The 23,545-nt window shown below is 55.0% G+C and carries 22 protein-coding genes and 1 tRNA gene; 19 read left to right on the forward strand and 4 right to left on the reverse strand.

Features of this window, described 5'->3' with window-relative positions:
* Positions 1-85: 85 nt before the first annotated feature.
* The 4 genes from DPF_RS06515 to DPF_RS06525 all read right to left on the reverse strand — a co-directional run bounded on the left by DPF_RS06515 (position 86) and on the right by DPF_RS06525 (position 2,243).
* Positions 86-427, reverse strand: a complete 342-nt coding sequence (locus DPF_RS06515) for a carboxymuconolactone decarboxylase family protein (protein ID WP_083254520.1) — start codon at positions 425-427, stop codon at positions 86-88.
* Positions 428-490: 63 nt separating this feature from the next.
* On the reverse strand, positions 491-649 hold the full coding sequence (locus DPF_RS14030; RefSeq protein WP_176724191.1) for a hypothetical protein: 159 nt from the start codon (positions 647-649) through the stop codon (positions 491-493).
* A gap of 55 nt (positions 650-704) precedes the next feature.
* A complete protein-coding gene (locus DPF_RS06520; RefSeq protein ID WP_069858208.1) occupies positions 705-1,586 on the reverse strand; it encodes an NAD(P)-dependent oxidoreductase in 882 nt (293 codons plus the stop codon).
* 63 nt (positions 1,587-1,649) lie between these two features.
* Positions 1,650-2,243, reverse strand: a complete 594-nt coding sequence (locus tag DPF_RS06525; RefSeq protein ID WP_069858210.1) for an HD domain-containing protein — start codon at positions 2,241-2,243, stop codon at positions 1,650-1,652.
* Positions 2,244-2,940: 697 nt separating this feature from the next.
* Here DPF_RS06525 and DPF_RS06530 point away from each other — a divergent pair.
* The 19 genes from DPF_RS06530 (at position 2,941) to DPF_RS06620 (ending at position 23,501) form a co-directional block, all read left to right on the forward strand.
* Complete coding sequence (locus tag DPF_RS06530) at positions 2,941-4,950, forward strand: CoB--CoM heterodisulfide reductase iron-sulfur subunit A family protein (RefSeq protein WP_069858212.1); 2,010 nt, start codon at positions 2,941-2,943, stop codon at positions 4,948-4,950.
* 12 nt (positions 4,951-4,962) lie between these two features.
* A complete protein-coding gene (locus DPF_RS06535) occupies positions 4,963-5,478 on the forward strand; it encodes a 4Fe-4S dicluster domain-containing protein (protein ID WP_069858214.1) in 516 nt (171 codons plus the stop codon).
* Positions 5,479-5,497: 19 nt separating this feature from the next.
* Positions 5,498-6,418: a CoB--CoM heterodisulfide reductase iron-sulfur subunit B family protein gene (locus DPF_RS06540; protein ID WP_069858216.1), complete on the forward strand. Its 921-nt coding sequence runs from the start codon at positions 5,498-5,500 to the stop codon at positions 6,416-6,418.
* Positions 6,418-6,831, forward strand: a complete 414-nt coding sequence (locus tag DPF_RS06545) for a hydrogenase iron-sulfur subunit (RefSeq protein ID WP_069858218.1) — start codon at positions 6,418-6,420, stop codon at positions 6,829-6,831. Before DPF_RS06540 ends, DPF_RS06545 begins: the two co-directional genes overlap by 1 nt.
* A 1-nt stretch (position 6,832) precedes the next feature.
* Complete coding sequence (locus DPF_RS06550; RefSeq protein WP_069858220.1) at positions 6,833-7,801, forward strand: NADH-quinone oxidoreductase subunit B family protein; 969 nt, start codon at positions 6,833-6,835, stop codon at positions 7,799-7,801.
* Between the two features lie 188 nt (positions 7,802-7,989).
* Positions 7,990-9,453, forward strand: coding sequence for a Ni/Fe hydrogenase subunit alpha (locus DPF_RS06555; RefSeq protein ID WP_069858222.1), 1,464 nt, complete (start codon positions 7,990-7,992; stop codon positions 9,451-9,453).
* A gap of 107 nt (positions 9,454-9,560) precedes the next feature.
* Complete coding sequence (locus DPF_RS06560) at positions 9,561-10,067, forward strand: hydrogenase maturation protease (RefSeq protein WP_231702143.1); 507 nt, start codon at positions 9,561-9,563, stop codon at positions 10,065-10,067.
* A gap of 86 nt (positions 10,068-10,153) precedes the next feature.
* Positions 10,154-10,228, forward strand: a tRNA-Val gene (locus tag DPF_RS06565).
* A 74-nt stretch (positions 10,229-10,302) separates the two neighbouring features.
* Positions 10,303-12,234 carry a threonine--tRNA ligase gene (thrS, locus tag DPF_RS06570; protein ID WP_069858225.1) on the forward strand — a complete coding sequence of 644 codons (1,932 nt, stop codon included), beginning with the start codon at positions 10,303-10,305 and terminating at the stop codon, positions 12,232-12,234.
* Positions 12,221-12,742, forward strand: coding sequence for a translation initiation factor IF-3 (gene infC, locus DPF_RS06575; protein WP_069858227.1), 522 nt, complete (start codon positions 12,221-12,223; stop codon positions 12,740-12,742). Before thrS ends, infC begins: the two co-directional genes overlap by 14 nt.
* A 187-nt stretch (positions 12,743-12,929) precedes the next feature.
* Entirely contained in the window at positions 12,930-13,130 is a 201-nt protein-coding gene (rpmI, locus tag DPF_RS06580; protein ID WP_069858229.1) for a 50S ribosomal protein L35, read from the forward strand.
* Positions 13,131-13,145: 15 nt separating this feature from the next.
* Positions 13,146-13,499 carry a 50S ribosomal protein L20 gene (rplT, locus tag DPF_RS06585; protein WP_069858231.1) on the forward strand — a complete coding sequence of 118 codons (354 nt, stop codon included), beginning with the start codon at positions 13,146-13,148 and terminating at the stop codon, positions 13,497-13,499.
* A 25-nt stretch (positions 13,500-13,524) separates the two neighbouring features.
* Complete coding sequence (gene pheS, locus DPF_RS06590) at positions 13,525-14,547, forward strand: phenylalanine--tRNA ligase subunit alpha (RefSeq protein WP_069858233.1); 1,023 nt, start codon at positions 13,525-13,527, stop codon at positions 14,545-14,547.
* A gap of 95 nt (positions 14,548-14,642) precedes the next feature.
* Entirely contained in the window at positions 14,643-17,042 is a 2,400-nt protein-coding gene (gene pheT, locus DPF_RS06595; RefSeq protein WP_069858236.1) for a phenylalanine--tRNA ligase subunit beta, read from the forward strand.
* Positions 17,043-17,078: 36 nt separating this feature from the next.
* Positions 17,079-17,393 (forward strand): MerR family transcriptional regulator, encoded by a 315-nt coding sequence (locus DPF_RS06600; RefSeq protein WP_069858238.1) that lies wholly within the window; start codon positions 17,079-17,081, stop codon positions 17,391-17,393.
* A gap of 71 nt (positions 17,394-17,464) precedes the next feature.
* Positions 17,465-18,643, forward strand: coding sequence for a pyridoxal phosphate-dependent aminotransferase (locus DPF_RS06605; RefSeq protein ID WP_069858240.1), 1,179 nt, complete (start codon positions 17,465-17,467; stop codon positions 18,641-18,643).
* A 166-nt stretch (positions 18,644-18,809) separates the two neighbouring features.
* Positions 18,810-20,462, forward strand: a complete 1,653-nt coding sequence (gene pgi / locus DPF_RS06610; protein WP_069858242.1) for a glucose-6-phosphate isomerase — start codon at positions 18,810-18,812, stop codon at positions 20,460-20,462.
* Positions 20,463-20,610: 148 nt separating this feature from the next.
* Complete coding sequence (locus DPF_RS06615; protein WP_069858244.1) at positions 20,611-22,053, forward strand: sensor histidine kinase; 1,443 nt, start codon at positions 20,611-20,613, stop codon at positions 22,051-22,053.
* A gap of 38 nt (positions 22,054-22,091) precedes the next feature.
* Positions 22,092-23,501: a sigma-54-dependent transcriptional regulator gene (locus tag DPF_RS06620; protein ID WP_083254521.1), complete on the forward strand. Its 1,410-nt coding sequence runs from the start codon at positions 22,092-22,094 to the stop codon at positions 23,499-23,501.
* Positions 23,502-23,545: the final 44 nt, after the last annotated feature.

Below are 23,545 nucleotides of genomic sequence, written 5' to 3' on the forward strand. Positions count from 1 at the left end.
TTACCTTATAGAAGCGCCCGGCATCCGGAAGACGGATGCCGGGCGCTTCTGTCATATCTGCCGGCGGGGCCAAGCGTGTTGCCTGCTACTCGTCCTCGTCAAAAATGGCTGCGATTTCGTCGTATACATATCGCAGATACATCATTTTGGGGCTTCCTCCCATGGCCACGGCCAGCCAGGCGGCATCAATGATTTCATCCTTGGTTGCGCCACTGGTGGCTGCCCCCTGAACGTGCAGGGCGATACACATGTCACATTGGGAAATGATGGCGTTGGACAGTAAGATCAGATGCTGCACCTTGTCATCCAGGGAGGAACTTTTTTTGAGCTCCCTGGAAAAATCCTGATACTTTTTGTAAATGTCCCTTCTGGTCCGGTTGATATCGCGAAACGTCTGGGCAATGTCTGTTGAGCGATCTGCAGCCATGAGCTCTCCTCCTGTTGGCGTGGTGGTGAAAGAGGGCAGATAGGGGCACCCCTCACCGCATAATTAGGAATCTATCTCCTGGAAAATGGTATTTACGGCATCCAAAAGTTTTTCCAGCGGGTCTCCCTGGGCCTGAATAATAGCAATAACCTTGTTCAGCTCTTCCGGGTGCTGCTGGGCAAATGTCATAAGGGAGGTCATGATCTCAGGTGTTACTTCCATAGCATATACTCCATAAGATTTGTTGCGTCTTTTCAAGACAGGAGGGTCATGCTGCTTATCGGTTCTGCATGGCCTCAAGGACCTTGAACAAAGCCTGGGTGCCCTTGTGCTCCATGCCCTGGTCGGCTGCGGTCTTGTAGAAGTCATGGACCAGGGAAAGGCCGGGCAGATTGATGTTCATGGCCTGGCATTCATCCAGGGCAATGCCCATATCCTTTATAAAATGCTTGATGAAAAAACCGGGCTCAAAATCCTGTTTGGCGATTCTGCGTCCCAGGTTGTTGATGGACCATGAGGAGGCGGCGCCGCTTCCGATGATGTCGATGACCTCGTCCATGTTCATACCGGCTTTTTGGGCGTACAGCAAGGATTCTACCACGCCGATCATGGTTCCGGCAATGAGGATCTGGTTGGTCATCTTGGTGTGCTGGCCACATCCGGGACCGCCCATGAGGGCAATGGTCTTACCCATGATGTGCAACAAGGGCAGGACCCGGTCAAAGGCGGCCTGATCTCCCCCCACCATGATGGCCAGGGTTCCCTGGCGCGCGCCCAGGTCGCCACCGGAAACTGGGGCATCCAGGGCCGCGATGTTCCGTTGGGCTGCCTCGTCATAAATGGCCTTGGCCAATGATGGTCGTGATGTGGTCATGTCCACGATGATCCCTCCCTGGGGCAGGGTGGACAATACCCCGTTTTCTCCCAGAATCACGCCGGCTACATCCTCGGGAAAGCCGACAATGGAGAAAACCATATCGCATTCACAGGCCAGCTCTGCCGGGGAATCACACCAGACAGCTCCACGGGCGATCAGGGTGGCGGCTTTTTCCCGGGTTCGGTTGTACACCCGCATGGGGTATCCGGCTTCCATCAGGTGGGCGCACATGGGTTCGCCCATGACCCCGGTTCCGATCCAGCCGATTCTTTCCTTATTCATCGCGTGAACCTCCGTATCTTCAGCATATCGTCACGTTTGCGGCAGCGCATGCCGCAAACGTGGTCAGCCCTCGGCCAAAAATCCCTGGCGTACCGCCTTGTCAATAATATCCTCGGCAAATTGCCAGAGTTCCGGTGAGGCTTCCCTGATCTTGGCCATGCGCTTCTGGACCTGGCTTTTCAGGGTTCCATGGGTCTTCCAGGTTGTTCCTTGGGAATAATAATTGTGCAGCAGGGGCATGAGCCGGTCCATGGAATGGGCGAATCTGGCTTCACGGGTCTGGCCCTGTTCGAATTCTTCCCACAGGTTGCGTAACGCCTGGGTCTGATCGTGGGGAAGCAGGCCGAAAATCCGTTCGGCCGCTGCTTGTTCCCGCGCTTCCTTGTCCTTGTATCCCTCCGGATCGTAGGCATAGGTGTCGCCCGCGTCGATCTCCACGATATCGTGGAGAAGAAGCATGGTCACCACGCGGAAAAGATCCACATCCTCCCCGTAATCCTGTCCCAGCACCAGGGCCATCAGGGCAATATGCCAGCTGTGCTCGGCCGAATTTTCCCGCCGCAGGCTGGGCCTGATCCGCGACTGCCGTCTGACATCCTTGAGCTTGTCCAATTCCAGAAGGAAATCGATTTGTCGGGTGAATCGTTCGTTGTCCATGGCCCGACAAATATCCCAAAGATGTCTGTTTGCAAACCTTATCTGTCGCCCCCTTTAGAAATATCATTTTCAACTCTTGTGCATCTCTGAGAAGCAAGGCCATGGGCAATCTATAGGTGCATAGACATTTTTGATGCGAATAAAAATGAATATAGATAAAATAAATGTATCGTGTTTTCAAATATGATCATGTTTGTATGGGGGATAAATCCTATTTGACAATTTTTTTGGCAACAATCTATGGTGAGATGAAAAACATAATTCAAGGTATATGCTGTATTTTATGGTTTATACGTTGGGCACTACGCATGTTGACTTGCTTTGCCCATCGTTGTTGTGCTTGGATAATTCTGGATGTTTTTGTGGTTTTGGCCTTGGCATAAAGCAATGCTTCTTGGTGTCTCTGCGAGCGCATGGTGAAAAATTGTCTGGACGTCACCATCTTGAACTTCATGGCCGTTTATAATCTGATTGTGTGAGAAGTATCAGGTCGTCACATTACAACCAATCTGCAATACGTTTTTGGAAGGCTCATTTGTTCATGTGATCTTTGTTATCATGCCAATGGGCAGGAAAACAAGGTGCCATCTCTTGCCATGTCCGGCTCCATTGGGAGTGTGCGGTAGAGTGTTTGCTGGTGTGAGACACTACCGTGGGACATCATGGTGAAGATCTTCAACATACTAAGGAGGACTCAATGGTCAAAGTTGGGGTGTATGTGTGCCACTGTGGCACGAACATCGCCGGAGTGGTTGATGTGGAGGCGGTTCGCGCCTTTGCTGAAACCCTCCCTGGGGTGGCCCTTGCCCGGCGTAGCCTGTTCATGTGTTCGGATACGGGCCAGGAAATGATCAAGCAGGACATCAGGGACGGATTGGTGGACAGGGTGGTTGTGGCCGCGTGTACGCCAAGGACCCATGAACCCATTTTCAGGGCTGCCTGTGAAGCCGCAGGCCTGAACAAGTATCTGTTCGAAATGGCCAATATCAGGGATCAGGATTCCTGGGTCCATGGGCAGGATCATGCAGGGGCCACGGAAAAGGCCAAGAAGATCGTATCCAGTGCCGTGGCCAAAGCCACGCACCTCAAACCCCTGGAAGACAAGTTCGTGGATGTGGAGCCTACGGCTCTGGTCATCGGTGGAGGAGTGGGCGGTATATTCTCTGCCCTGGAATTGGGCGGTATGGGGTATAAAACCTATCTCGTGGAAAAACAGCCCTCCATCGGCGGGGTCATGGCCCAGCTGGACAAAACCTTTCCCACCAATGACTGCTCCGCTTGCATCCTTACGCCGGTCATGGTGGATGCCGGCAACCATCCCAACATTGAACTGCTGACCTATTCCGAAGTGGAGTCGGTAGACGGGTATATCGGTAACTTTACGGTCAAGGTTCGCAGGAAGCAGACCTACATCGACTGGAACAAGTGCACGGGCTGCGGTGCCTGTGCCGAAGCCTGCCCGGCCAAGGTCCCCGATGAGTTCAACTGTGGGCTGAATGAGAGGGGTGCTGCCTATATTCATTTTCCCCAGGCCGTTCCCAAGAAAGCGGTCATTGACATGGAGCATTGCATCAACTGCGCGGGCCGTAAGATCGGCACCGAGCCCAAGATCAGCAAAAAAACCGGCAAGCCCATGCTCGCTCCGTGTGAAAAGGCCTGTCCGGCCGATGCCATTAATCGTTCTCTTCCATTGAATCCCGAGGGTGAACTCATTGAGTTGAAAATCGGAACCATTGTGGTGGCCACGGGATACAAGGTCATGGGAAAGGAGTCGTTCAAGGAATACGCGCCCCAGTCCCCCAATGTGATTACCGCCCTGCAGCTGGAACGGATCATTTCGGCCACGGGACCCACCGGAGGCAAGCTGCTGCGTCCTTCAGACCAGGTCAAGCCCAAGACCTTGACCTTTGTCTCCTGCGTGGGATCCCGGGATGAGCGGTATCATACCTACTGTTCCCGGGTCTGCTGCATGTATATGATCAAGCAGGCCAGACTTCTCAAGGAAAAGTATCCCGATCTGAATATCAATATGCATTTCATTGACGTGCGTTGCGCAGGCAAGGATTACGACGAGTACTATGTGGGCGCTCGCAAGATGGGGATCAACATTTTTAAGGGCAAGGTCGGAGGGGTGGAAATGCTGCCCGACGACAAGCTCAGAGTCCTGGCCTACGACATGGAAAGCGGTACTCCCATGGAATACGAGTCGGACCTGGTCGTTCTGGCTACGGCTATTGAAAGTAATGAAGACGCCAGAAAGGTGGCACAGGTGACAGGGTTGCAGTTCTGCGGGGCCCATTTTTTCCGTGAGCTTCATCCCAAGCTTGGTCCGGTGGAGACATCGGTGGAAGGCCTTTTTGTGGCCGGTTGCTGTCAGGGACCCAAGGATATTCCGGATACGGTTTCCCAGGCCAAGGGGGCGGCAGCCGCTGCTGCGGTTCCGCTGGCTCAGGGCAAGGTGAAGATCGAACCCATCATTTCCGAGGTCCATCCCGAAAAATGCAGCGGTTGCGGCATCTGCGTTCCCCTGTGTCCCTATGATGCCATAACCCTCAAGCCCTATGGGGATCGACCCAGGGCTCAGATCGATATCACCCAGTGTCACGGTTGCGGCGTGTGCACGGCGGCCTGCCCGTCGGGCGCCATTGTCCTGCACGGCTATACCGAGGATCAGATATTCTCGCAGATCGCGGCACTCACCGCCTAGAGGAGATCATTCATGCCTGCCATCAAGATAGATCAAGACAAAATCAAAGAAGCCGTCCAGACCATCGTGGATCTGGGAGGAGACGGTATCAGGAATTGTGTCCAGTGCGGGGCCTGTTCCGCTGTCTGTCCCGGGGTCAAGGCCGGTTTTCCTGTTCTCTGCCGGTTGCTCATCCGCAAAATTCTCAACGGACAGCTTGAAGAGACCATTGAAGAGGTCTCCACTTGGGGCTGTCAGTCCTGCAACCGGTGCACCGAAGTCTGTCCCCAGGGGGTGCGTCCCCAGGAAGTGGTTTTTGCCTACCGCAGATACCAGGCTGGCGAGCTGGCCATGTCCGCATCGGCCTTTGGACCGCAGATGAGTTTGTACGAAACCGGCCATGCCGTGACCACCGATGCCACGGCAGCCAACCGGGAAAAGGTGGGTCTTAACCCGGTGCCGCCCACGGCGCTGCAAAACAAGGCGGCCCAGAAAGAAATCCAGACATTGCTGGATGAAAGCCCCATGGCCGACCTGGGCATCTTTTAAGAACAAGGAGCAATGGAACATGCACAAATACGGACTTTATCTGGGATGCAACATCCCCTTCAAGGCCCCGGACATCGAGCAGTCCATGCGCAAGGTGTTTCCCGCTTTGGGCATTGAACCGGTGGATCTCCAGGGAGCCACGTGCTGTCCGGCCTGGGGCACTGCACCGTCTTTTGACCTGGATACCTGGTTGGCCATTTCTTCCAGGAACATCATTCTGGGCGAAGACAAAGGCGTGGACGTGATGACCGGATGCAACAGCTGCTTTGGCGTGCTCAGCGAGGCCAAGCACATGATGGATCACAAGCCCGGCAAAAAGGACACTGTCAATAAAAGGCTGGCCTCCATTGGCAGGACCTATACGGGAACATCCAAGGTTTATCATGTGGCCCATGTGCTCCATGATATCATTGGGACCGAAGCCATTGCTTCCCATGTGAAATATTCCCTCAAGGGGCTCAAGATCGCTGTCCAGCCCGGATGCCACATTCTGTGGCCTACGGATGTAATGGAGGTGAAAGAGGAGAATCCTTTCTTCCCCACGCAGTTGGTGGAGTTGTGTCAGGCGTTGGGAGCGGAAGTGGTAGACTACAGCCGCCTGTCCGATTGCTGCGGCATGGGTGCCATGCGCAGTACGGATCAGGAAAAGTCTTTTGAGCTGCTCAAGCGTAAGTTCGATTCCATCAAGGAAGAGGCTGATCCCGATATGATCGTGACCACCTGTTCCTCGTGTTATCTGCAGATGGACGGTGCCCAGAAGACGTTCCGGGAACGTGGACTGATCGATTACGAGATTCCGGTTTTCTACTACACCCAGCTTCTGGCTTTGGCCATGGGCTTTGATCCCAAGGAAGTGGCGGCCATCAGCAAAACATCGCGGGATGCGATTATCGCCGAGATCTGCAACGACAACCGCAAGGTTCAAGAGGAGGTTCAATAATGGAATTTAGTCCGAACATTGTCGGATTCGCCTGTCAGTGGTGCACCTATGCGGGCGCTGATCTGGCCGGAAATTTGCGCTGCAAGTATCCGCCTACGGTCAAGCTCATCAAGGTCCCCTGTTCGGGGCGCGTGGAACCTGAATATGTGTTGGATGCCCTGTCCAAAGGGGCAGACGGCGTGTTTATCGGCGGGTGTCATTTTGGCGACTGTCACTACAAGGAAGGCAACTACAAGACTGATCGGCGGATGCAACTCATCAGTAAGCTGATTCAGGAATTTGGTTTTGAAAAGGAACGATTCCGTTGGGAATGGATTTCCGGTGCCGAGGGCAAGAAGTTTGCCGAGGTCATGACCGAGTATACGGAGCAGCTCAAAAAGCTCGGTCCCAATCCGGTCAAGGAGGGCAAGTAATATGGCGGACAAGATAAAATTCGGTTTTCTGCTCACAGGCGGATGCGCCGGGTGCGAGATGGCCATGGTTGACCTCTCTGAAAACCTCCTCGGGGCACTGGAACATATTGAGGTGGTCTTCTGGGCTCCCACTGTGGCTGACGTGAAATACAAAGATCTAGAAGCCATGGAGGACAACTCCATAGACCTGGCCTTTGTGGACGGCATGGTTCGCTTGAGCGAGCACGAGCACATGGTCAAGGTTCTGCGGGCCAAGTCCAAGGTTCTTGTGGCCTTTGGTGCCTGTGCCGCCCTGGGAGGCATTCCCGGCATGGCCAATGTCCATCCCACAGGGGAGCTGTTTCAGCAGGCTTACAAGGATACCTTTAGTACGGAAAATCCCGAGGATGTTTATCCTCAGCCGGAATATCTCCTGGATGGCAAGTATAACCTGACTCTTCCCGCTTTCCAGGACAAGGTCAGAACTATCCAGGATCTGGTGGATGTGGATTATTTTGTGGGCGGATGTCCTCCGCATCACGAGTTCGTGGCCAAGGCCGTAGAGCTGATCATTTCCGGAAATCTGCCTCCTAAAGGATCCTGGCTCACCAGCGGCAAAGCGGTCTGTGATGTGTGCAAGCGCAATCCTGCCAACGAGAACATGGAGCGAGTGCCTGTGGAGCACGTCAAACGAACGGTTGACGGTCATCCCGAGGAAAAGGGGTGTCTGCTTCAGCACGGCTATCTCTGCCTGGGACCCATCACCCAGGGTGATTGCGGGGCATCATGCCTCAATGTGAATATGCCCTGTCGCGGCTGCGGCGGACCTATTCCCGGAATCACGGATTACGGGGCCAAGGCCGTCAGTGCCATTGGATCCATTTTGGGCAGTCAGGAGGCCGTGGATGAGTTGATGGAAAAATTCCCCACCCTTTCCAAACTCGTGTACAGGTATTCGCTTCCGGCCAGTCGGCTCAAGAGCAAGGCGTAGCGCCTTTCTTGTTGAACACGATGGTTGAGATATTTGTGAGATTGAAGAAATTGAAGATGTTGGAAAATATGAAGGGCCGGGAGGTTTCATTCGAAGGATATCCCGACTCCCTTGTCTGCAATTTTTGAAATCTTAGAATTTTGTAATCTTCTTGATCAACACTCAGTGAATCGCTGAGGAGGATTTGCGTGAAAAAAATAGAGATAAATCCCATCACCCGATTGGAAGGACATGGCAAGATTGCCATATTCCTTGACGATGCGGGCAACGTGGACGACGCCTTCTTTCAGGTGGTCGAGTTCCGCGGCTATGAGAAATTTCTCCAGGGCATGCCTCTTGAAGAAGTCCCTCGCACGGTTTCCACCATCTGCGGGGTGTGCCGTGGGGTGCATTTTACTGCGTCCATGAAGGCCTCGGACCAGGTTTTCGGTGTGGAGCCCACACCCACCGGACGCAAGCTGCGCGAGATGTTTTTCAACGCTCATTACATTGAAGACCATGCGGTCATTCTCTATGCCCTGGGATTTCCCGATTTCGTGGTGGGACCCGAGGCCTCACCGGCCGAACGGAATATTATCGGACTTATCGGCAAGGTTGGAGCCGAGATCGGCCGCGACGTGCTCAAAAAACGTGGGCTGGCTGTCAAGATTTTCGAGATGCTGGGCGGTAAGCCCAACCATCCGGTTGCCGCACTGCCTGGTGGATGGTCCAAACGGCTCACCGAGGAAGAGCGCAAGCAGATCGATACCTGGGCCGACGAACTCATTGATTTCGGCCAGCTGACCCTGAAGATTTTCGACGATGTGGTTCTCAAGAACGAGAAGTACATGGATTTGGTCACCGGAGACATGTACAAGATTCCTGTGAACTACATGGGCAGCGTGGATGATCAGGACAGGATCACCTATTATGACGGGACCCAGAAGGTCGTTGGATTGAACGGAGAAGAGATCGGGAGGTTTCAGGGTAAGGAATATCTCGATTTTATTTCCGAACGGGTTCAGCCATGGTCGTATCTCAAATTCCCCTACCAGAAGAAACTTGGCGGATGGAAGGGTATAGTGGAAGGCGAAGGCACCAACATGTATTGTGTCGGCCCCCTGGCCCGATTCAATGTTGCCAGCGGCATGGACACCCCTTTGGCCCAGGAGGCCTTTGAAAAGTTTCATGCCACCTTCGGGGCCAGGCCAGTCCATTACATCCAGGCCTACCACTGGGCCCGGGCCATCGAACTGCTCAATGCGGCCGAACATATAAAAGCGTTGGCCAATGATCCGGCCATCACCGATCCCAATACGGTCAATCAGGACTACAACATCACCGGTGAAGGCGTGGGCATCATCGAGGCTCCACGCGGAACCCTGATTCACCACTATCAGACGGACGACAAGGGCGTTGTCACCGATGCCAATCTCATCGTGGCCACGACCCATAATAATGGTCCCATCAACCTGGCAGTGAAAAAGGCGGCCAGGCATTTTATCCACGATGGCAATGTGGACGAAAAACTGCTCAATTATGTGGAAATGGCTTTTCGGCCTTATGATCTGTGTCTGGCCTGTGCCACGCATACGGTCAACGGTGGTGTGCCATTGAAGATTGAAATCCGGGATTGCGAAGGCAAGCTGCGTAAAGAAATGCGTAACTTCTGATTGCTGTCCGTTGATATCCCCTCAGCACGGTCCCGTGTTTGGGACCGTGCTGTCTTTTGGTGACCGTGCCGGACCGATGCCGGCTGGATAGAGGGAGGTTTTCCTGCATGAAGATGGATGATGGGTCCGGAGCTGCGCAACAGGCCGGAACGGTTGTGGTGGGGATCGGCAATCCGCTGCTCAAGGACGATCGGGCAGGACTTGAGGTCGTGGAACGCATAGGTGCTCTGAATCGCGATGTTGACGTGGAAATTCTGTATACCGTTGGTTTCGAGATCCTGGACAAGGTACTGGGATATGAAAGGGCCTTTATCGTGGATGGCTGTCAGCTAGGCAATGAGCCGGGAACAGTTCTTGACCTTGCTGTCGATGATATTTTTACCGACCAGGCCCTGATCGGATCGCATGCGACCACGCTGGGTGGTACTCTCAAGGCCGGGTATGAGCTCTTTGCCCAAGAGATGCCCAGGGATTTGAGGATCATCCTCATCGAGGTTGAAGATGCCATGACCTTTGCCAATCACTGTACCCTCGTGGTTCAACGGGCCGTTGACAAAGTGGTCAATCAGATAATGCAAACGCTGGCGGAAAAACCTCTTTCTGCTGTTTCGTAAACCCGGTCACAGGAAAAACAGAAAAATGACAAATCCTGCTTGACAAGGGAACGGCTTTCTGGAAAAAGCCTCTTCACGCAACGCGTAGGCGCGTAGCTCAGTGGGAGAGCACTTGCTTGACGTGCAAGGGGTCAGGAGTTCAACCCTCCTCGCGCCTACCAAGTAAGAAATCGACGATTAGGGAGGCTAACGCCTCCCTAACTTGTTTTAAGCTTTGAAGCATTGGACGGCGAACATGATCAAGATCAACGGCGAGGAAAGAGATGTCCTGGCGGGTCAGACCTGCAAGGACGTTTTGGCACAGGTGCTTTCCGGAAAAAAGCTCAAGTCTACAGTGGCCTGTCTGTGCGATGGCGCGTTGCTGGATCTCGGCCGTGAAGTTCCTTCCGGATGCAGGGAAATGGAACCGGTTTTTCTGGACAGCGAAGCCGGGCTTGAGGTGATCAGGCACAGCGCTGCTCATGTCATGGCCGAGGCGGTCAAGGAACTGTTTCCTTCTGCCAAGGTGACCATCGGTCCGTCTGTGGAAAACGGTTTTTACTACGATTTTGATTATGAGCGGTCCTTTACGCCCGATGATCTTGCGGCCATCGAGGCCAAGATGACCGAGTCCATCCAGGCGAACAAGCCGTTTCAGCGTACTGAAATGTCCGCTGATGCAGCCAAGAAATTGTTTTTGGGCATGGGCGAGACCTATAAGGTTGAGATCATTGACGATCTGGGCGAAGAAACGGTTTCTTTGTACACACACGGAAATTTTACGGATTTGTGCCGTGGTCCCCATGTGCCCTCTACCGGGTTCATCCGGGCCTTCAAACTGACTTCAGTGGCCGGGGCCTATTGGCGGGGCGACGAAAACAAGCCCATGCTCCAGCGCATTTACGGGACCGCCTTTGCAACGGCCAAGGATCTCAAAAAGCATCTCCATCTGATCGAAGAGGCCAAGAAGCGGGACCATCGCAAGCTGGGCACTCAGCTTGATCTGTTCAGCTTTTCCGATGAGGCGGCTCCGGGCATGCCCATCTGGCATCCCAAGGGAGCCCTTGTCCGGACCATTCTCGAAGACTTTGAGCGCAAGGAGCATTTGCGCCGCGGCTATGACATTGTGCAGGGGCCGATCATTCTTCGTCGGGAGTTGTGGGAGAAATCAGGGCATTACGACAACTACCGTGAAAACATGTATTTCACGGAGATTGACGGCCAGGCCTATGGGGTCAAACCCATGAACTGTCTGTCCCACATGCTCATCTACAAGTCCCAGATCCGCAGCTATCGGGATCTGCCTATCAGGTATTTCGAGCTGGGCAACGTGCACCGCCATGAAAAATCCGGGGTGCTCCACGGTCTGCTCCGGGTTCGCGAATTCACCCAGGATGATGCCCATATCCTGTGCCGTCCCGATCAGTTGCAGGACGAGATCAAGGGAGTCATTGCCTTTGTTCAGGATGTCATGGAATTGTTCGGGTTCGAATATTCCATGGAGATCAGTACCCGGCCGGAAAAATCCATTGGCACGGACGAGGATTGGGATCGGGCTACCGGGGCCCTGCAGCAGGCGCTGGAAAGTTCCGGCCTGGAGTATGAAATCAACGCCGGAGACGGAGCCTTTTACGGGCCCAAGATTGACGTCAAGGTCAAGGACGCCCTGGGACGTGAATGGCAGTGCGCAACCATTCAATGCGATTTCACCTTGCCAGAGCGTTTCGATCTGGTCTATATAGGTGAGGATGGTGCACGGCACAGGCCGGTCATGTTGCATCGGGTCATTCTCGGTGCGGTGGAGCGGTTTCTGGGCATCCTCATCGAGCATTACGCGGGAGCCTTTCCCGTGTGGCTGGCCCCGGTGCAGGCACGGATTCTCACCGTGACCGAGATGCACAACGAGTATGCCAGCAAGGTGCTCTCCATTCTCAAGCAAGGCGGCATCCGTGTGGAGGCCGATCTGCGTAACGAGAAACTTGGCTACAAGGTCCGCGAGGCCCAGATGGCCAAGATTCCATATATGCTGGTTGTTGGCGAAAAAGAGATCGAACAGGGTCTTGTCAGCGTCCGGCTGAGAAATGGTAAGAATCTGGGGGCCATGCCCCTGGAGGAAGTCATTGAATTGGTAACGGCCGATACCTTGGAGCCGTTCAAAAAGGGAGGAATGAGCTATACAATCTACTAAGGCCCGAAGGAATAGGCAGATTCGAGTTCGTGAAGTACGGGTAGTGACCGATGACGGAACCCAGCTTGGCGTCATGCCCACGCATCAGGCGTTGCAAACGGCTGAAGAACAGGGGCTCGATCTTGTGGAAGTGGCTCCCAATGCACGCCCGCCGGTGTGCAAGATCATGGATTACGGGAAGTATCAGTATCAGCAGAAAAAGCAGCAGCAACTTGCCCGGAAAAAGCAGACCACCATCCAGCTCAAGGAAATCAAGTTTCGTCCCAAGACCGACGATCATGACCTTGAGACCAAGGTTCGGCATATCCGCAGGTTTATTGATGAAGGAAACCGGTGCAAGGTAAGCATCTTTTTCCGTGGTCGGGAAATGGCCCACAAGGATCGTGGCTATGCCCTGCTGCAGCGGGTTACCGAGCTGGTCAAGGATATCGCCAAGGTGGAGCAGGCCCCCAGGTCCGAAGGGCGGTCCATGCATCTGCTCTTGACGCCGTTGCCCAAAACCAAATAAGAGACTCCTCTGCGTTTCCAGGCTGTGCGCTTTCTTTTTGTCCCCGGACTATCCGGCAGGACACATGGATCTGGTTGCGGGGCGGGGTTGTGCCTTTTTTGAAAAGATAATCATGAAAGCGGGTGTACCTTCCCGTTACAAGCATCCGTTTTTTCGATATATAATGAGTTCATTACAGGAGGGTTGTATGCCTAAGCTGAAAACCAACAAGAGTGCTGCCAAACGGTTCACCACGACCGGCACCGGCAAGGTCAAGCGGAACCGGAGCAATAGCCAGCACATTTTGACCAAGAAGAACGCCAAACGGAAACGAAGACTGCGTCAGTCCACTACCATGGACAAGAGCACGCTCAAATCCGTCAAACGGCTCGTCCCCACTATTTTCTAAAGGAGTGGCTTTACCATGCGTGTTAAAAGAGGCAAGGCCGCAAACAGGCGGCACAAGAAATATTTGAAGATGGCCAAGGGCTACCGCGGAGCCCGAAGCAAGCTGTATCGTACCGCGCGGGAAACGGTTGAGCGGGCTCTTGTCTACTCCTACCGTGACCGCAAACAGAGAAAGCGCGAATTCCGCAAGCTCTGGATTCTTCGCATCAGCGCAGCCTGCAAGGAACACGGCATTTCCTACAGCCGGTTCATGCACGGTCTCTCCGAGGCCGAGGTCGGACTGAACAGAAAGATGCTGGCCGATATGGCCGTCAACGATAAGGGATCCTTCGCCAAGTTGGCTGAAATGGCCAAAGCAAAAGTGAATTAGCGTGACAAGACAAGCATTGATCGAAATGTTGGAGAGCCTGGTCGGGGAGCTTGAAAAGGCCCTCGGCCAGGTTTCTTCTTTGGAAGACCTGGAAGCGATCCGGGTTAGGTTTTTGGGACGCAAGGGCGCTCTGGCCGGGCTTATGCCCCAGGTGGGAGCATTGCCTACAGAAGAGCGTCCCGAAGTGGGCAAGGCCGCCAACCGGGTCAAGACCGGGATGATGCAGCTTTGGGAGACCAGAAAGCAGGAACTCGAACAGGCTCAGGAGCGGGAATCCCTGGCCGGGTTTGATCCGACCATTCCCGGACGCACTCCTGACCAGGGTTCGCTGCATCCCATCACCCTGGTGATGAACGACATCTGCAAGACCTTTACGGGCCTGGGTTTCGAGGTGGTTTCCGGACCTGAAGTGGAAAACGACTTCTACAATTTCGAGGCCTTGAACCTGCCGCCGGACCATCCGGCCAGGGACATGCAGGATACCCTGTACATCACGGACAAGATCCTCATGCGTACCCAGACCTCGCCCCTGCAGGTCCGGACCATGGAACGGCAGAAACCGCCTGTGGCCATCATTGCTCCTGGAAAGGTCTATCGGCGGGATTCCGACCTGACCCATACCCCCATGTTTCATCAGATCGAGGGCCTTCTGGTGGACCGGGACGTGACCATGGCCGATCTTCGCGGTACCCTGAATGCCTTTATCCGGACCACCTTTGGCGCGGACGTGAAGATGCGTTTTCGCCCCAGCTTTTTCCCCTTTACCGAGCCCAGCGCCGAAGTGGACATGAGCTGCGTCATGTGCAACGGCACGGGTCGCGTGGACGGCAAGCCCTGCCGGGTTTGCAAGGAAAGCGGCTGGGTGGAGATCCTTGGATGCGGGATGGTGGATCCAGCGGTTTTTACCAACGTGGGGTATGATCCCGAGGTCTATCAGGGCTTTGCCTTCGGGTTGGGGATCGAGCGCATCGCCATGCTCAAGTACGGGATTGGTGATCTGCGCATGTTTTTTGAAAACGATGTCCGATTCCTGGGACAGTTCGTGTAACCCGGGTGTACTCCCCGAGTATGCTTTCGCCCTTTTTCGCGTCATTCCGGACCTTCCGGAAGCGCAGATTTACATAACAAACAGAGATTTTTCGCATGCTGCTCAGTCTGAACTGGCTACGAGATTTTACCCCCTATGAAGGGGATCTGGACGAGTTGGCCGATCGCTTGACCATGCTCGGTCTGGAAGTTGACGAGATATCCCATCCCTTTGCCCATCTGGACTCCATTATTGTCGGTCATGTGGTCCAATGCGAGGCGCATCCGGAATCCGACCACCTGCATGTGTGCAAGGTGGATGTGGATGCCGGGGAACTTCTTGACATTGTCTGTGGTGCTCCCAACGTGGCGCAAGGGCAGAAGGTTGCCGTGGCTCCGGTGGGAACAATCATGCCCAACGGCATGAAGATCAAGAAGGCCAAACTTCGGGGCATGCCCTCCCGGGGGATGATCTGCTCGGCCATGGAACTCGAACTTGGCAACGACCACAGCGGGATCATGGTTCTTGACGACTCCCTGGCGCCCGGAACCAAGCTCATTGATGCCCTGGGCCTGGAAACCAGTGTCCTGGATATCGACATCACCCCCAACCGCGGGGATTGCTTGAGTGTTCTGGGATATGCCCGGGAAATCGCAGCCGCCTACAATCTGCCCCTGACCATGCCCAGGGTGGAGTGTGTGGAAACCGGACCTTCCTGCCAGGACATGGTTTCCGTACAGATTGATCAGGCCAGCCTGTGTCCGTCCTATCTTGCCCGCATTATTCAGGGCGTTTCCAATGTTCAGAGCCCGGACTGGATGCGCTACCGTCTTCTGGCCGTGGGCCTTCGCCCCATCAGCGCGGTTGTGGACGTGACCAATTACGTGCTCATGGAGCTGGGTCAGCCCTTGCACGCCTTTGACCGCTCCCTGATTCGAGGTGGCAAGATCCGGGTCGCCCCGGCCCGAGAAGGTATGGTTTTCACCACGTTGGACAACAAGGAGCGCAAGCTGTTGTCTTCGGACCTGCTCATCTGGGACGGTGAGCGTCCCGTTGCCCTGGCCGGTGTCATGGGTGGGGCCAATTCCGAAATTTCCGAAGCATCCACCGAAGTCCTGCTTGAAAGCGCTGTTTTCCATCCCGGCACCATCCGCAAGACAGCCAGACGACTGGCCCTTGGCAGCGATGCCTCCTTCAGGTTCGAACGCGGTGTCGATCAGGTGGGTTCACGTCTGGCCCTGGATCGGGCCGCAGATCTCATTGTCTCCTGTTGCGGTGGCCAGATCGCCAAGGGTGTGGCCGGATCAGTTCCCAGGCCCTACTCACCCCCGTCCATTGTGTTCCGCCCTGCCAAGGCCACCCGGCTTTTGGCCCTGGACGTGGAAGAGGGGTATTGTGAAAAGGTGCTCACCTCCCTTGGCTGCGAGCTTGCCAAGGCCAGTGACGGCTACCAGGTGACACCGCCCAGTTACCGCCTTGATCTCGAGCGTGAGGCCGATCTGATCGAAGAGGTGGCCAGGGTGTACGGCATGGACCGCCTGCCGGTCCGTCTCCCCAGGATCACCAAGAATCTGGACGCCATGCTCAATGAAGATCCCCTGTTTGCCTTTAACAGCCGGATCAAGGCCTGGGCCATGGGATGCGGTCTTCATGAAGCCGTCAATTACAGTTTTGTCGCCACCAAGGACATGGATCGCCTGGCCATCCCCATGGAAGGGCGAGTCGAGATCCTCAATCCCCTGAACGAAGAGCTCAATGTTCTGAGATCCCAGATCGCTCCGGGGCTGTTCAACTCGCTGAAACACAACCTGGGCCAGGGCGCTACCCGTCTCAGGCTCTTTGAGGTGGCCCAGGTCTTTGTGCAGGATCCGACTTCGGATACCATGACCAAGGAGACCAACCGTCTGGGGCTTCTGGTGTACGGATCCCGTGAACCCCAGCGTTATCCCTTTGCCGCAGGTGATGTTGACTACAGTGACATCAAGGGGCTGGTCGAGAGCCTGACAGGGCATCTGGGTATCGGAACCCTGTCCTTTGCTTTGGCCGAAGAGCACCCCTATTTGCAGCCCTGTGTCCGGGTTCTGGCCGGAGAAACCTTTATCGGTCTGATCGGCATGCTCAAGCCGGCTCTGGCTGATGGGTACAATGCCAGTCACCGGGTCTGGTTTGCCGACATGGATCTGGAAACGATCATGGACCTGACCGCCCGGTCGACGTGCACGTTCAGTCCCATTGCCAAATTCCCGGCGGTTCGGCGTGACATCACCATTATTGCCCCCAAGACCCTGCCTTTTGGCCGGATTGCCGAGGTCATCCTGGCGCGCAAGGAACCCCTGGTGGAGGATGTTGTTCTGCTGGACATCTACACCCCTGAAGAAGGCGCAAAGGAAAACCATGTCAGTCTGCGCGTGACCTACAGGAGCATGTCCAAGACCCTGAAGGACAAGGAAGTTGACAAGGTGCATACACGCATAGGACAAGAACTGCTGAACAAGCTGGAAGTCAGGTTCCCGTAACAGGGGCCAGGGGAGCTAATCATTGATCGAGGTCGCATGTCCGAACCCTTGCCAACGACGTACAAGATTGGTCAGGCAGCCAAGGCTGTCGGGGTGGAACCGCATGTGCTCAGATTCTGGGAGACCGAATTCCCCCAGCTCGTTCCCTGTCGCAAACCCAGCGGCCAGAGGTATTACACGCAGGAGCATATTGATCTGCTCAACCGTATCAAGAAACTGCTGTATGAAGACAAGCTGACCATTGAAGGCGCCCGCAGGCGTTTGCAGGATCATTCCAGCTTGTCCGCCCTTCTGCAGGAGATACAAACCGAATTGCAAGACCTCAAGAGCCTTCTCCAGGAAGACTCTTGAGGTCTTTTTTGTTCCAGATTCACGTCTGTTGGTGGACAACAGATGGTGTTACAAGGTGAGAAGGAGAGACCATGCGACTTTCACAACGGATCAACCAGATCCAGCCCTCGGCCACACTGGCCATGAACGCTTTGACCCAGAAACTCCGGGACCAGGGAAAAGAGGTCATCAGCCTGGCTGTGGGGCAACCCGATTTTTCCACCCCGGATCATGTCTGCGCAGCCGCCCATGCGGCCATTGATCAGGGATTCACCAGGTATACGGCTGTTCCCGGTATCCAGGAACTCAGGACGGCTGTGGCCGGGTATTTCAAACGATTTTACAATGTAAACGCCGGGGCTGACAACGTTGTGGTGACCAACGGGGGCAAACAGTCTCTGTTCAATCTTTTCCAATGCCTGCTTGATCCGGGTGACGAGGTGCTTCTTCCTGCTCCCTATTGGGTCAGTTATCCGGCCATGATCCAGCTTGCCCAGGGAAGATCGGTCATCGTGCCCACAGAGCCGGATGAGGATTTTCTGGTGTCCGTGGAGGCCCTGGAAGCCCATAGAACCGATGCCACCCGGATGCTTGTGCTCAACACCCCGTCCAACCCCACGGGATGTCATTATCCCAGGGAGCGGGTGGACGAAATCGCCCAGTGGGCCGTGGATCATGATATTTTTGTCATCTCCGACGAGATTTACGACCAGCTGGTGTATGCTCCGGGCAAACCGGTTTCCCTGTCCACCTGGTGGGAAAAACATCCCGAACGCTTTGCCGTGGTCAATGGACTGGCCAAGAGTTTTGCCATGACCGGGTGGCGGATCGGGTACACCCTTGCAGGAGATTCCCTGATCAAGGCCCTGTCCAAGATCCAGAGCCAGTGTACTTCCAACATCTGCTCCATTGCCCAAAAGGCAGCACTGGCTGCCTTGACCGGACCCTGGGAGCCCGTTGTCATGATGCGCGAGGCCTTTGCCGTCCGGCGGAACATGGCCCTTGAACATGTCCGGTCCTGGCCGCATGTGGTCTGCCCGGCCCCGGTGGGGGCGTTTTATCTTTTCCCCAAGGTGGATCATTATTATAACGATGAAGTCAGGGATTCCACGGCCCTTTGTGCGTACATCCTGGAAAAGGCCGGTGTTGCGCTGGTTCCGGGAGCCGCCTTTGGGGACGACCGGTGCGTGCGCATTTCCTACGCCCTGGACGAAGCAACCATTTTGTTGGCCCTGGACAAAATCCGCGATGTTCTGACCTCCCTGGGGTAAGCCGCAGGCGCCTGCTGAAGGCTTCCGGGAGGACGGGTGGATGAAAGGGTTTTCCCCTTGACGTATTTGGGGTAGTCTTCTGGTATCTTTGTACAGATTTCAGGATGATCTCAACAACTGCGCATAATGCCCCCCGGGTACGCTGCGCACTTTCCAAGGAGCGATCATGACAAGGAATACGGAGCAGACTCCCGCCTGGACGGCCCTGAAGGCTCACGCCCAAGACATGAAGCACGTGCACATGCGGACCCTGTTTGATGAAGATCCGGACAGGTTTGGCATGTTTTCCCGGCGGGTCGGGTCCATTTTGTTCGATTTTTCCAAGAACAGGATCACGGATACGACCATGGACCTCCTCTTGGCCCTGGCCAAGGAACGCGGGGTGGATGAGGGGATCGCGGCCATGTTCGCGGGCGAGCGGATCAATGTGACCGAGAACCGGGCTGTTCTGCACACGGCCTTGCGCAACCGCTCGGACAGACCGGTGGTCCTTGATGGCCGCGATGTGATGGTTGATGTCCGGGCCGTTTGGGAGAAGATGCGCGATTTTACCCAAATGGTCCGGGAAGGTGTATGGACGGGCTATACGGGGAAGGCAATCACCGATGTGGTCAATATCGGCATTGGCGGGTCGGATCTCGGTCCGAAGATGGCGACCATGGCCTTGGCTCATTACTCCCACCCGAGGATGCGTTTTCATTTTGTGTCCAATGTGGACGGGACCCATCTGGCCACAACCCTGCAGGACCTTTCTCCGGAGACCACCCTGTTTCTGGTGGCCTCCAAGACCTTCACCACCCAGGAGACCATGACCAATGCCTGGTCCGCCCGGAACTGGTTGCTCGATCACGCAGGAGATACCCAGGCTGTTGCCAGGCATTTTGTGGCCATGTCCACCAACCAGCAAGGCGTACAGGACTTTGGCATTGATCCCGACAACATGTTCGTGTTCTGGGATTGGGTCGGCGGACGATACTCCCTGTGGTCGGCCATTGGCCTGTCCATTGCTCTGTCCATTGGCATGGATGGATTCGAGGAATTGCTCCAGGGGGCGTATGAAATTGACGAGCATTTCCGTACTGCGGCCCTGGTGGACAATGTTCCGGTGATCATGGGTTTATTGGGTATCTGGTACCGTAATTTCATGGGTGCCCAGTCCCAGGCCATTCTTCCCTATGACCAGTACCTGGAACGCTTTCCCGCCTATTTGCAGCAGGCAGACATGGAGAGTAACGGCAAGTCCGTGACCCGTGAGGGAGAGCGGGTTGCCAGCCAGACCGGTCCGATCCTGTGGGGGGAGCCAGGGACCAACGGACAGCATGCCTTTTACCAGCTTTTGCACCAGGGAACGACCCTGGTACCCTGTGACTTTCTGGCCCCTGCCCATTCCCTGCATCCCCTTGGGGATCATCATGAAAAGTTGCTGGCCAATTTTTTTGCCCAGACCGAGGCCCTCATGCGTGGCAGAACCCTTGACGAGGCCAAGGCGGAACTGGCTTCCCAGGGGCTGTCTCCCCTTGAGATTGAAAAGCTTGCACCGCACAAGGTTTTTCCGGGCAACCGGCCGAGCAATTCCCTTCTGTTCGAACGGCTTGATCCCCAAACCCTGGGCAGTCTCATCGCCTTGTACGAACACAAGATCTTTGTTCAGGGATGGATCTGGGGGATCAATTCCTTTGACCAGATGGGCGTGGAACTGGGCAAGGAGCTGGCAGGCAGAATCCTTCCCGAGCTGGTGCAGGATGAACCCGTCATGGTCCATGACAGTTCGACCAACGGGCTGATCAATTATTGGAAGAAATTGCGTCGAAAAGGATGATCCCTGGCTGGAGTGATGGTCGGGACAGCCCGCCTGGCAAACCGTGCGGGAGGTTGGTTGCCTGAAAGACCATCAGCCGAAAGGAAGCCTCGGGACCGCGCAATGTATTGATTGCCCACAATTGTGTTTGCAGCCACAAGGAGTTTTTTTGCCCAACCCACTTCGGCCGGATCCGGCCCATCCCTTTCAGATCGTCAAGTTTCTTTCGTGGGGATCGCTCATCTTGATCCTGGGGTTCAGTCTTTTTTTGTCCGTTTTTTTGGCAAATTATGCCCGCAACATGGTTTTGCAGAAAAAAAAGGACTTTGCCCTGCTTCTGGCCGAGAACCTGAATCATCAGATCTACCAGCGCTTCACCCTGCCCACGGTTTTGGGGTTTGGCCGGGTTCAGCTGAAGCAAAAGGCCCAGTACAAGCGGTTGGATCAGGTGGTTATCTCGACCATTCACAGCTTTCATGTTCTTGATGTGCGCATTTACGATACCTCCAGCCGGATCGCCTACAGCATGAAGGAGGGAGCACTGGAAAAGCAGGAGATAGGCGGACGTCAGGTTCAGGAGGCCATTGAAAAGCAGCGGTTCAATTTCGAGCTTCTCAGCCGTTTGTCCAACTGGCATGCCCTGTTCACCCTGGATCCTCCGGCCAGGTCTTTTGTCCTCAGAACCACGTATCCGCTGCGGGCCGAGCGGAAACTGGGACGGCTGAGCGAAGCCGGGCCCCTCATGGGGGTTCTGGTCTTCACCCAGGACATCACCGAGGATTACGAGCAGGTCATTCATTTTCAGCGGCTGATCATCGTAACCACGTTTTTGTCCTTTCTGGTTCTTTTTTTTCTGCTGTGGGTGCTGATCATCCGGGCCGACAGAATTTTTGCCGAGCGCATGCGGGAAAAGAAAAAACTGGAAGACGAACTGCACCAGAACGAAAAACTGGCTTCCATGGGCCGTATGGTCGCTTCCATTGCCCATGAGATCCGCAATCCCTTGGGAATCATCCGCAGCAGTGCAGAATTGCTGCTCAAAAGGGCCCGCAAGGAAAAGGACTCCCGGGCCGGGATCATCCAGGCGGTGCTGGACGAGGCCGAGCGGCTGGGCCGGATCGTGAACGATTTTCTGGACTATGCCCGGCCCAAAACTCCCAACAGGGCTGTTCTGGATCTGTGCCGCATTGTTGATCATGTTCTGGCCTTTCTGGAGAATGATCTCGAGGCCCGCCAGATTGCCATTGTCCGGGATTGTCCGGCCAAGACCCTGATCCAGGGAGACAACGATCTTTTGTACCGGGCCGTGTACAACCTGGTCATCAATGCCACCCAGGCCATGGACGGGCCGGGAACCATCCGGATCACCGCCTTTGAGCTGGGCCGGGAGGTGATTCTGGAAATCTGTGATACCGGTTCGGGATTTGATGCGGACATGCTCGAGAAGTATCTGGAGCCCTTTTATACCACCAAGGATTTCGGAACCGGTCTGGGGTTGTCCATTGTGTCCACCATTTTGCAGTCCCATGGGGCCCGACTGGAATTGGACAATGCCCCGGAAGGCGGAGGCGTGGTTCGTATCGTTTTTGTCCGGCCGGATGCATTGGCTTGAACGCCTGTCAACAGAACGTTCCGGTAATTTGAGAATGAATGAATGAGGAAGACATGGAATACGAGGAAAACATCTCCGGAAACATTCTGATCCTGGACGATGAAAAGAATTATCTGCTTGTTCTTCAGGCCATTCTCGAGGATGAAGGGTATGCGGTAACCGCCCTAGATGATCCCCGTTTGGGAATGACTTTTCTGGACGAGTCCGAGGTGGACGTCCTGGTTACGGACATGAAAATGCCCGGGATGAGCGGTGAAGAGGTCCTTGACCGGGTCAAAAGGGATTATCCGCATATTCCCGTACTCATCATGACCGCCTTTGGGAGTATCGACAATGCCGTGGAGGCCATGAAATGCGGAGCCTTTGATTATATCACAAAGCCTTTTTCCAATGAAGACCTGTTGCTGTCGGTGAACAAGGCCATGAAATTGGCCCGGGCCGAACAGAAGAATCGCCTTTTACGCCAGTCCATCACCCAGCAGTTTGGCAAACATCACATCCTGGGCCAGTCCAAGGCCATCATGGAGGTCCTGGCTCTCATGGACAGGGTGGCGGGCTCCAAGAGTTCGGTCCTTGTCACGGGGGAGTCGGGCACGGGCAAGGAACTCGTTGCTCGGGGTATTCATGCTTCATCGGACAGACGGGACAATCCGTTCATTTCCGTGAACTGCATGTCATTGAATCCCGGGGTATTGGAAAGTGAGCTTTTTGGGCATGAAAAGGGTTCCTTTACCGGAGCCGTGGCCAGAAAGCGGGGGCGGTTCGAACAGGCCCATGGCGGAACCCTGTTTCTTGACGAGATCGGCGAACTTTCTGCGGAGTTGCAGGTCAAGTTGCTGCGCGTCCTTCAGGAACGGGTCATCGAACGGGTGGGAGGGACCACGCCCATTGAGGTGGACTTCAGGCTCATCTGCGCCACCAACAGAGATCTCAAGGCCGAGGTCGAACAAGGGCGATTCCGAGAGGATCTCTTTTATCGTCTCAACGTGGTCCACATCCACGTCCCCCCCCTGCGCGAGCGCAGGGAGGACATTCCCCTGCTGGCCGCCCAGTTTCTGCTTCGATATGCCAGGGAAAACGAGTTGCCCGACAAGACCCTGTCCACCAAGGCGTTGCAGGCTTTGACCGCTTATGAGTGGCCAGGCAATGTCCGCCAACTCCAAAATGTCATCGAACGGAGCGTGGTACTCTCTCCTCATGAAACCATTGAACCAGATGATCTGCCTGCCGAGATCAGGGATGAGGAAACCCAGTTCAAGAGTGCTGTGGATCTGCTGCCTTCGGAATTGGATCTGGCCCGGACCATGGAAAAGATCGAGGCCGCTCTTATCCGCAGGGCTCTGGTTCAAAGCCGGTTTATCAAGGTCAAGGCCGCGGAACTTTTGGGTATTTCAAAAAGCCTTTTGCAGTATAAGCTCAAGAAATACAGCATCTCTTCGCGTCCCTGACAGCTTTTTCACCTCGTTGAGACCCCATGAATAGCCAACCCGAT

Origin of the sequence: Desulfoplanes formicivorans (genome assembly GCF_001748225.1) — a bacterium.
GTDB classification, from domain to species: domain Bacteria; phylum Desulfobacterota; class Desulfovibrionia; order Desulfovibrionales; family Desulfomicrobiaceae; genus Desulfoplanes; species Desulfoplanes formicivorans.

Bases quoted from the DNA above. Each gene is read 5' to 3' on its own strand.
- rplT (WP_069858231.1), top strand. From the start codon at position 13,146: ATGCGTGTTAAAAGAGGCAAGGCCGCAAACAGGCGGCACAAGAAATAT.
- DPF_RS06515 (WP_083254520.1), bottom strand. From the start codon at position 427: ATGGCTGCAGATCGCTCAACAGACATTGCCCAGACGTTTCGCGATATC.
- DPF_RS06550 (WP_069858220.1), top strand. From the start codon at position 6,833: ATGGCGGACAAGATAAAATTCGGTTTTCTGCTCACAGGCGGATGCGCC.
- rpmI (WP_069858229.1), top strand. From the start codon at position 12,930: ATGCCTAAGCTGAAAACCAACAAGAGTGCTGCCAAACGGTTCACCACG.
- DPF_RS14030 (WP_176724191.1), bottom strand. From the start codon at position 649: ATGGAAGTAACACCTGAGATCATGACCTCCCTTATGACATTTGCCCAG.
- DPF_RS06620 (WP_083254521.1), top strand. From the start codon at position 22,092: ATGAATGAGGAAGACATGGAATACGAGGAAAACATCTCCGGAAACATT.
- DPF_RS06560 (WP_231702143.1), top strand. From the start codon at position 9,561: ATGAAGATGGATGATGGGTCCGGAGCTGCGCAACAGGCCGGAACGGTT.
- thrS (WP_069858225.1), top strand. From the start codon at position 10,303: ATGATCAAGATCAACGGCGAGGAAAGAGATGTCCTGGCGGGTCAGACC.
- DPF_RS06540 (WP_069858216.1), top strand. From the start codon at position 5,498: ATGCACAAATACGGACTTTATCTGGGATGCAACATCCCCTTCAAGGCC.
- DPF_RS06530 (WP_069858212.1), top strand. From the start codon at position 2,941: ATGGTCAAAGTTGGGGTGTATGTGTGCCACTGTGGCACGAACATCGCC.
- pheS (WP_069858233.1), top strand. From the start codon at position 13,525: ATGTTGGAGAGCCTGGTCGGGGAGCTTGAAAAGGCCCTCGGCCAGGTT.
- DPF_RS06535 (WP_069858214.1), top strand. From the start codon at position 4,963: ATGCCTGCCATCAAGATAGATCAAGACAAAATCAAAGAAGCCGTCCAG.
- DPF_RS06600 (WP_069858238.1), top strand. From the start codon at position 17,079: ATGTCCGAACCCTTGCCAACGACGTACAAGATTGGTCAGGCAGCCAAG.
- pgi (WP_069858242.1), top strand. From the start codon at position 18,810: ATGACAAGGAATACGGAGCAGACTCCCGCCTGGACGGCCCTGAAGGCT.
- pheT (WP_069858236.1), top strand. From the start codon at position 14,643: ATGCTGCTCAGTCTGAACTGGCTACGAGATTTTACCCCCTATGAAGGG.
- DPF_RS06545 (WP_069858218.1), top strand. From the start codon at position 6,418: ATGGAATTTAGTCCGAACATTGTCGGATTCGCCTGTCAGTGGTGCACC.
- DPF_RS06525 (WP_069858210.1), bottom strand. From the start codon at position 2,243: ATGGACAACGAACGATTCACCCGACAAATCGATTTCCTTCTGGAATTG.
- DPF_RS06520 (WP_069858208.1), bottom strand. From the start codon at position 1,586: ATGAATAAGGAAAGAATCGGCTGGATCGGAACCGGGGTCATGGGCGAA.
- DPF_RS06605 (WP_069858240.1), top strand. From the start codon at position 17,465: ATGCGACTTTCACAACGGATCAACCAGATCCAGCCCTCGGCCACACTG.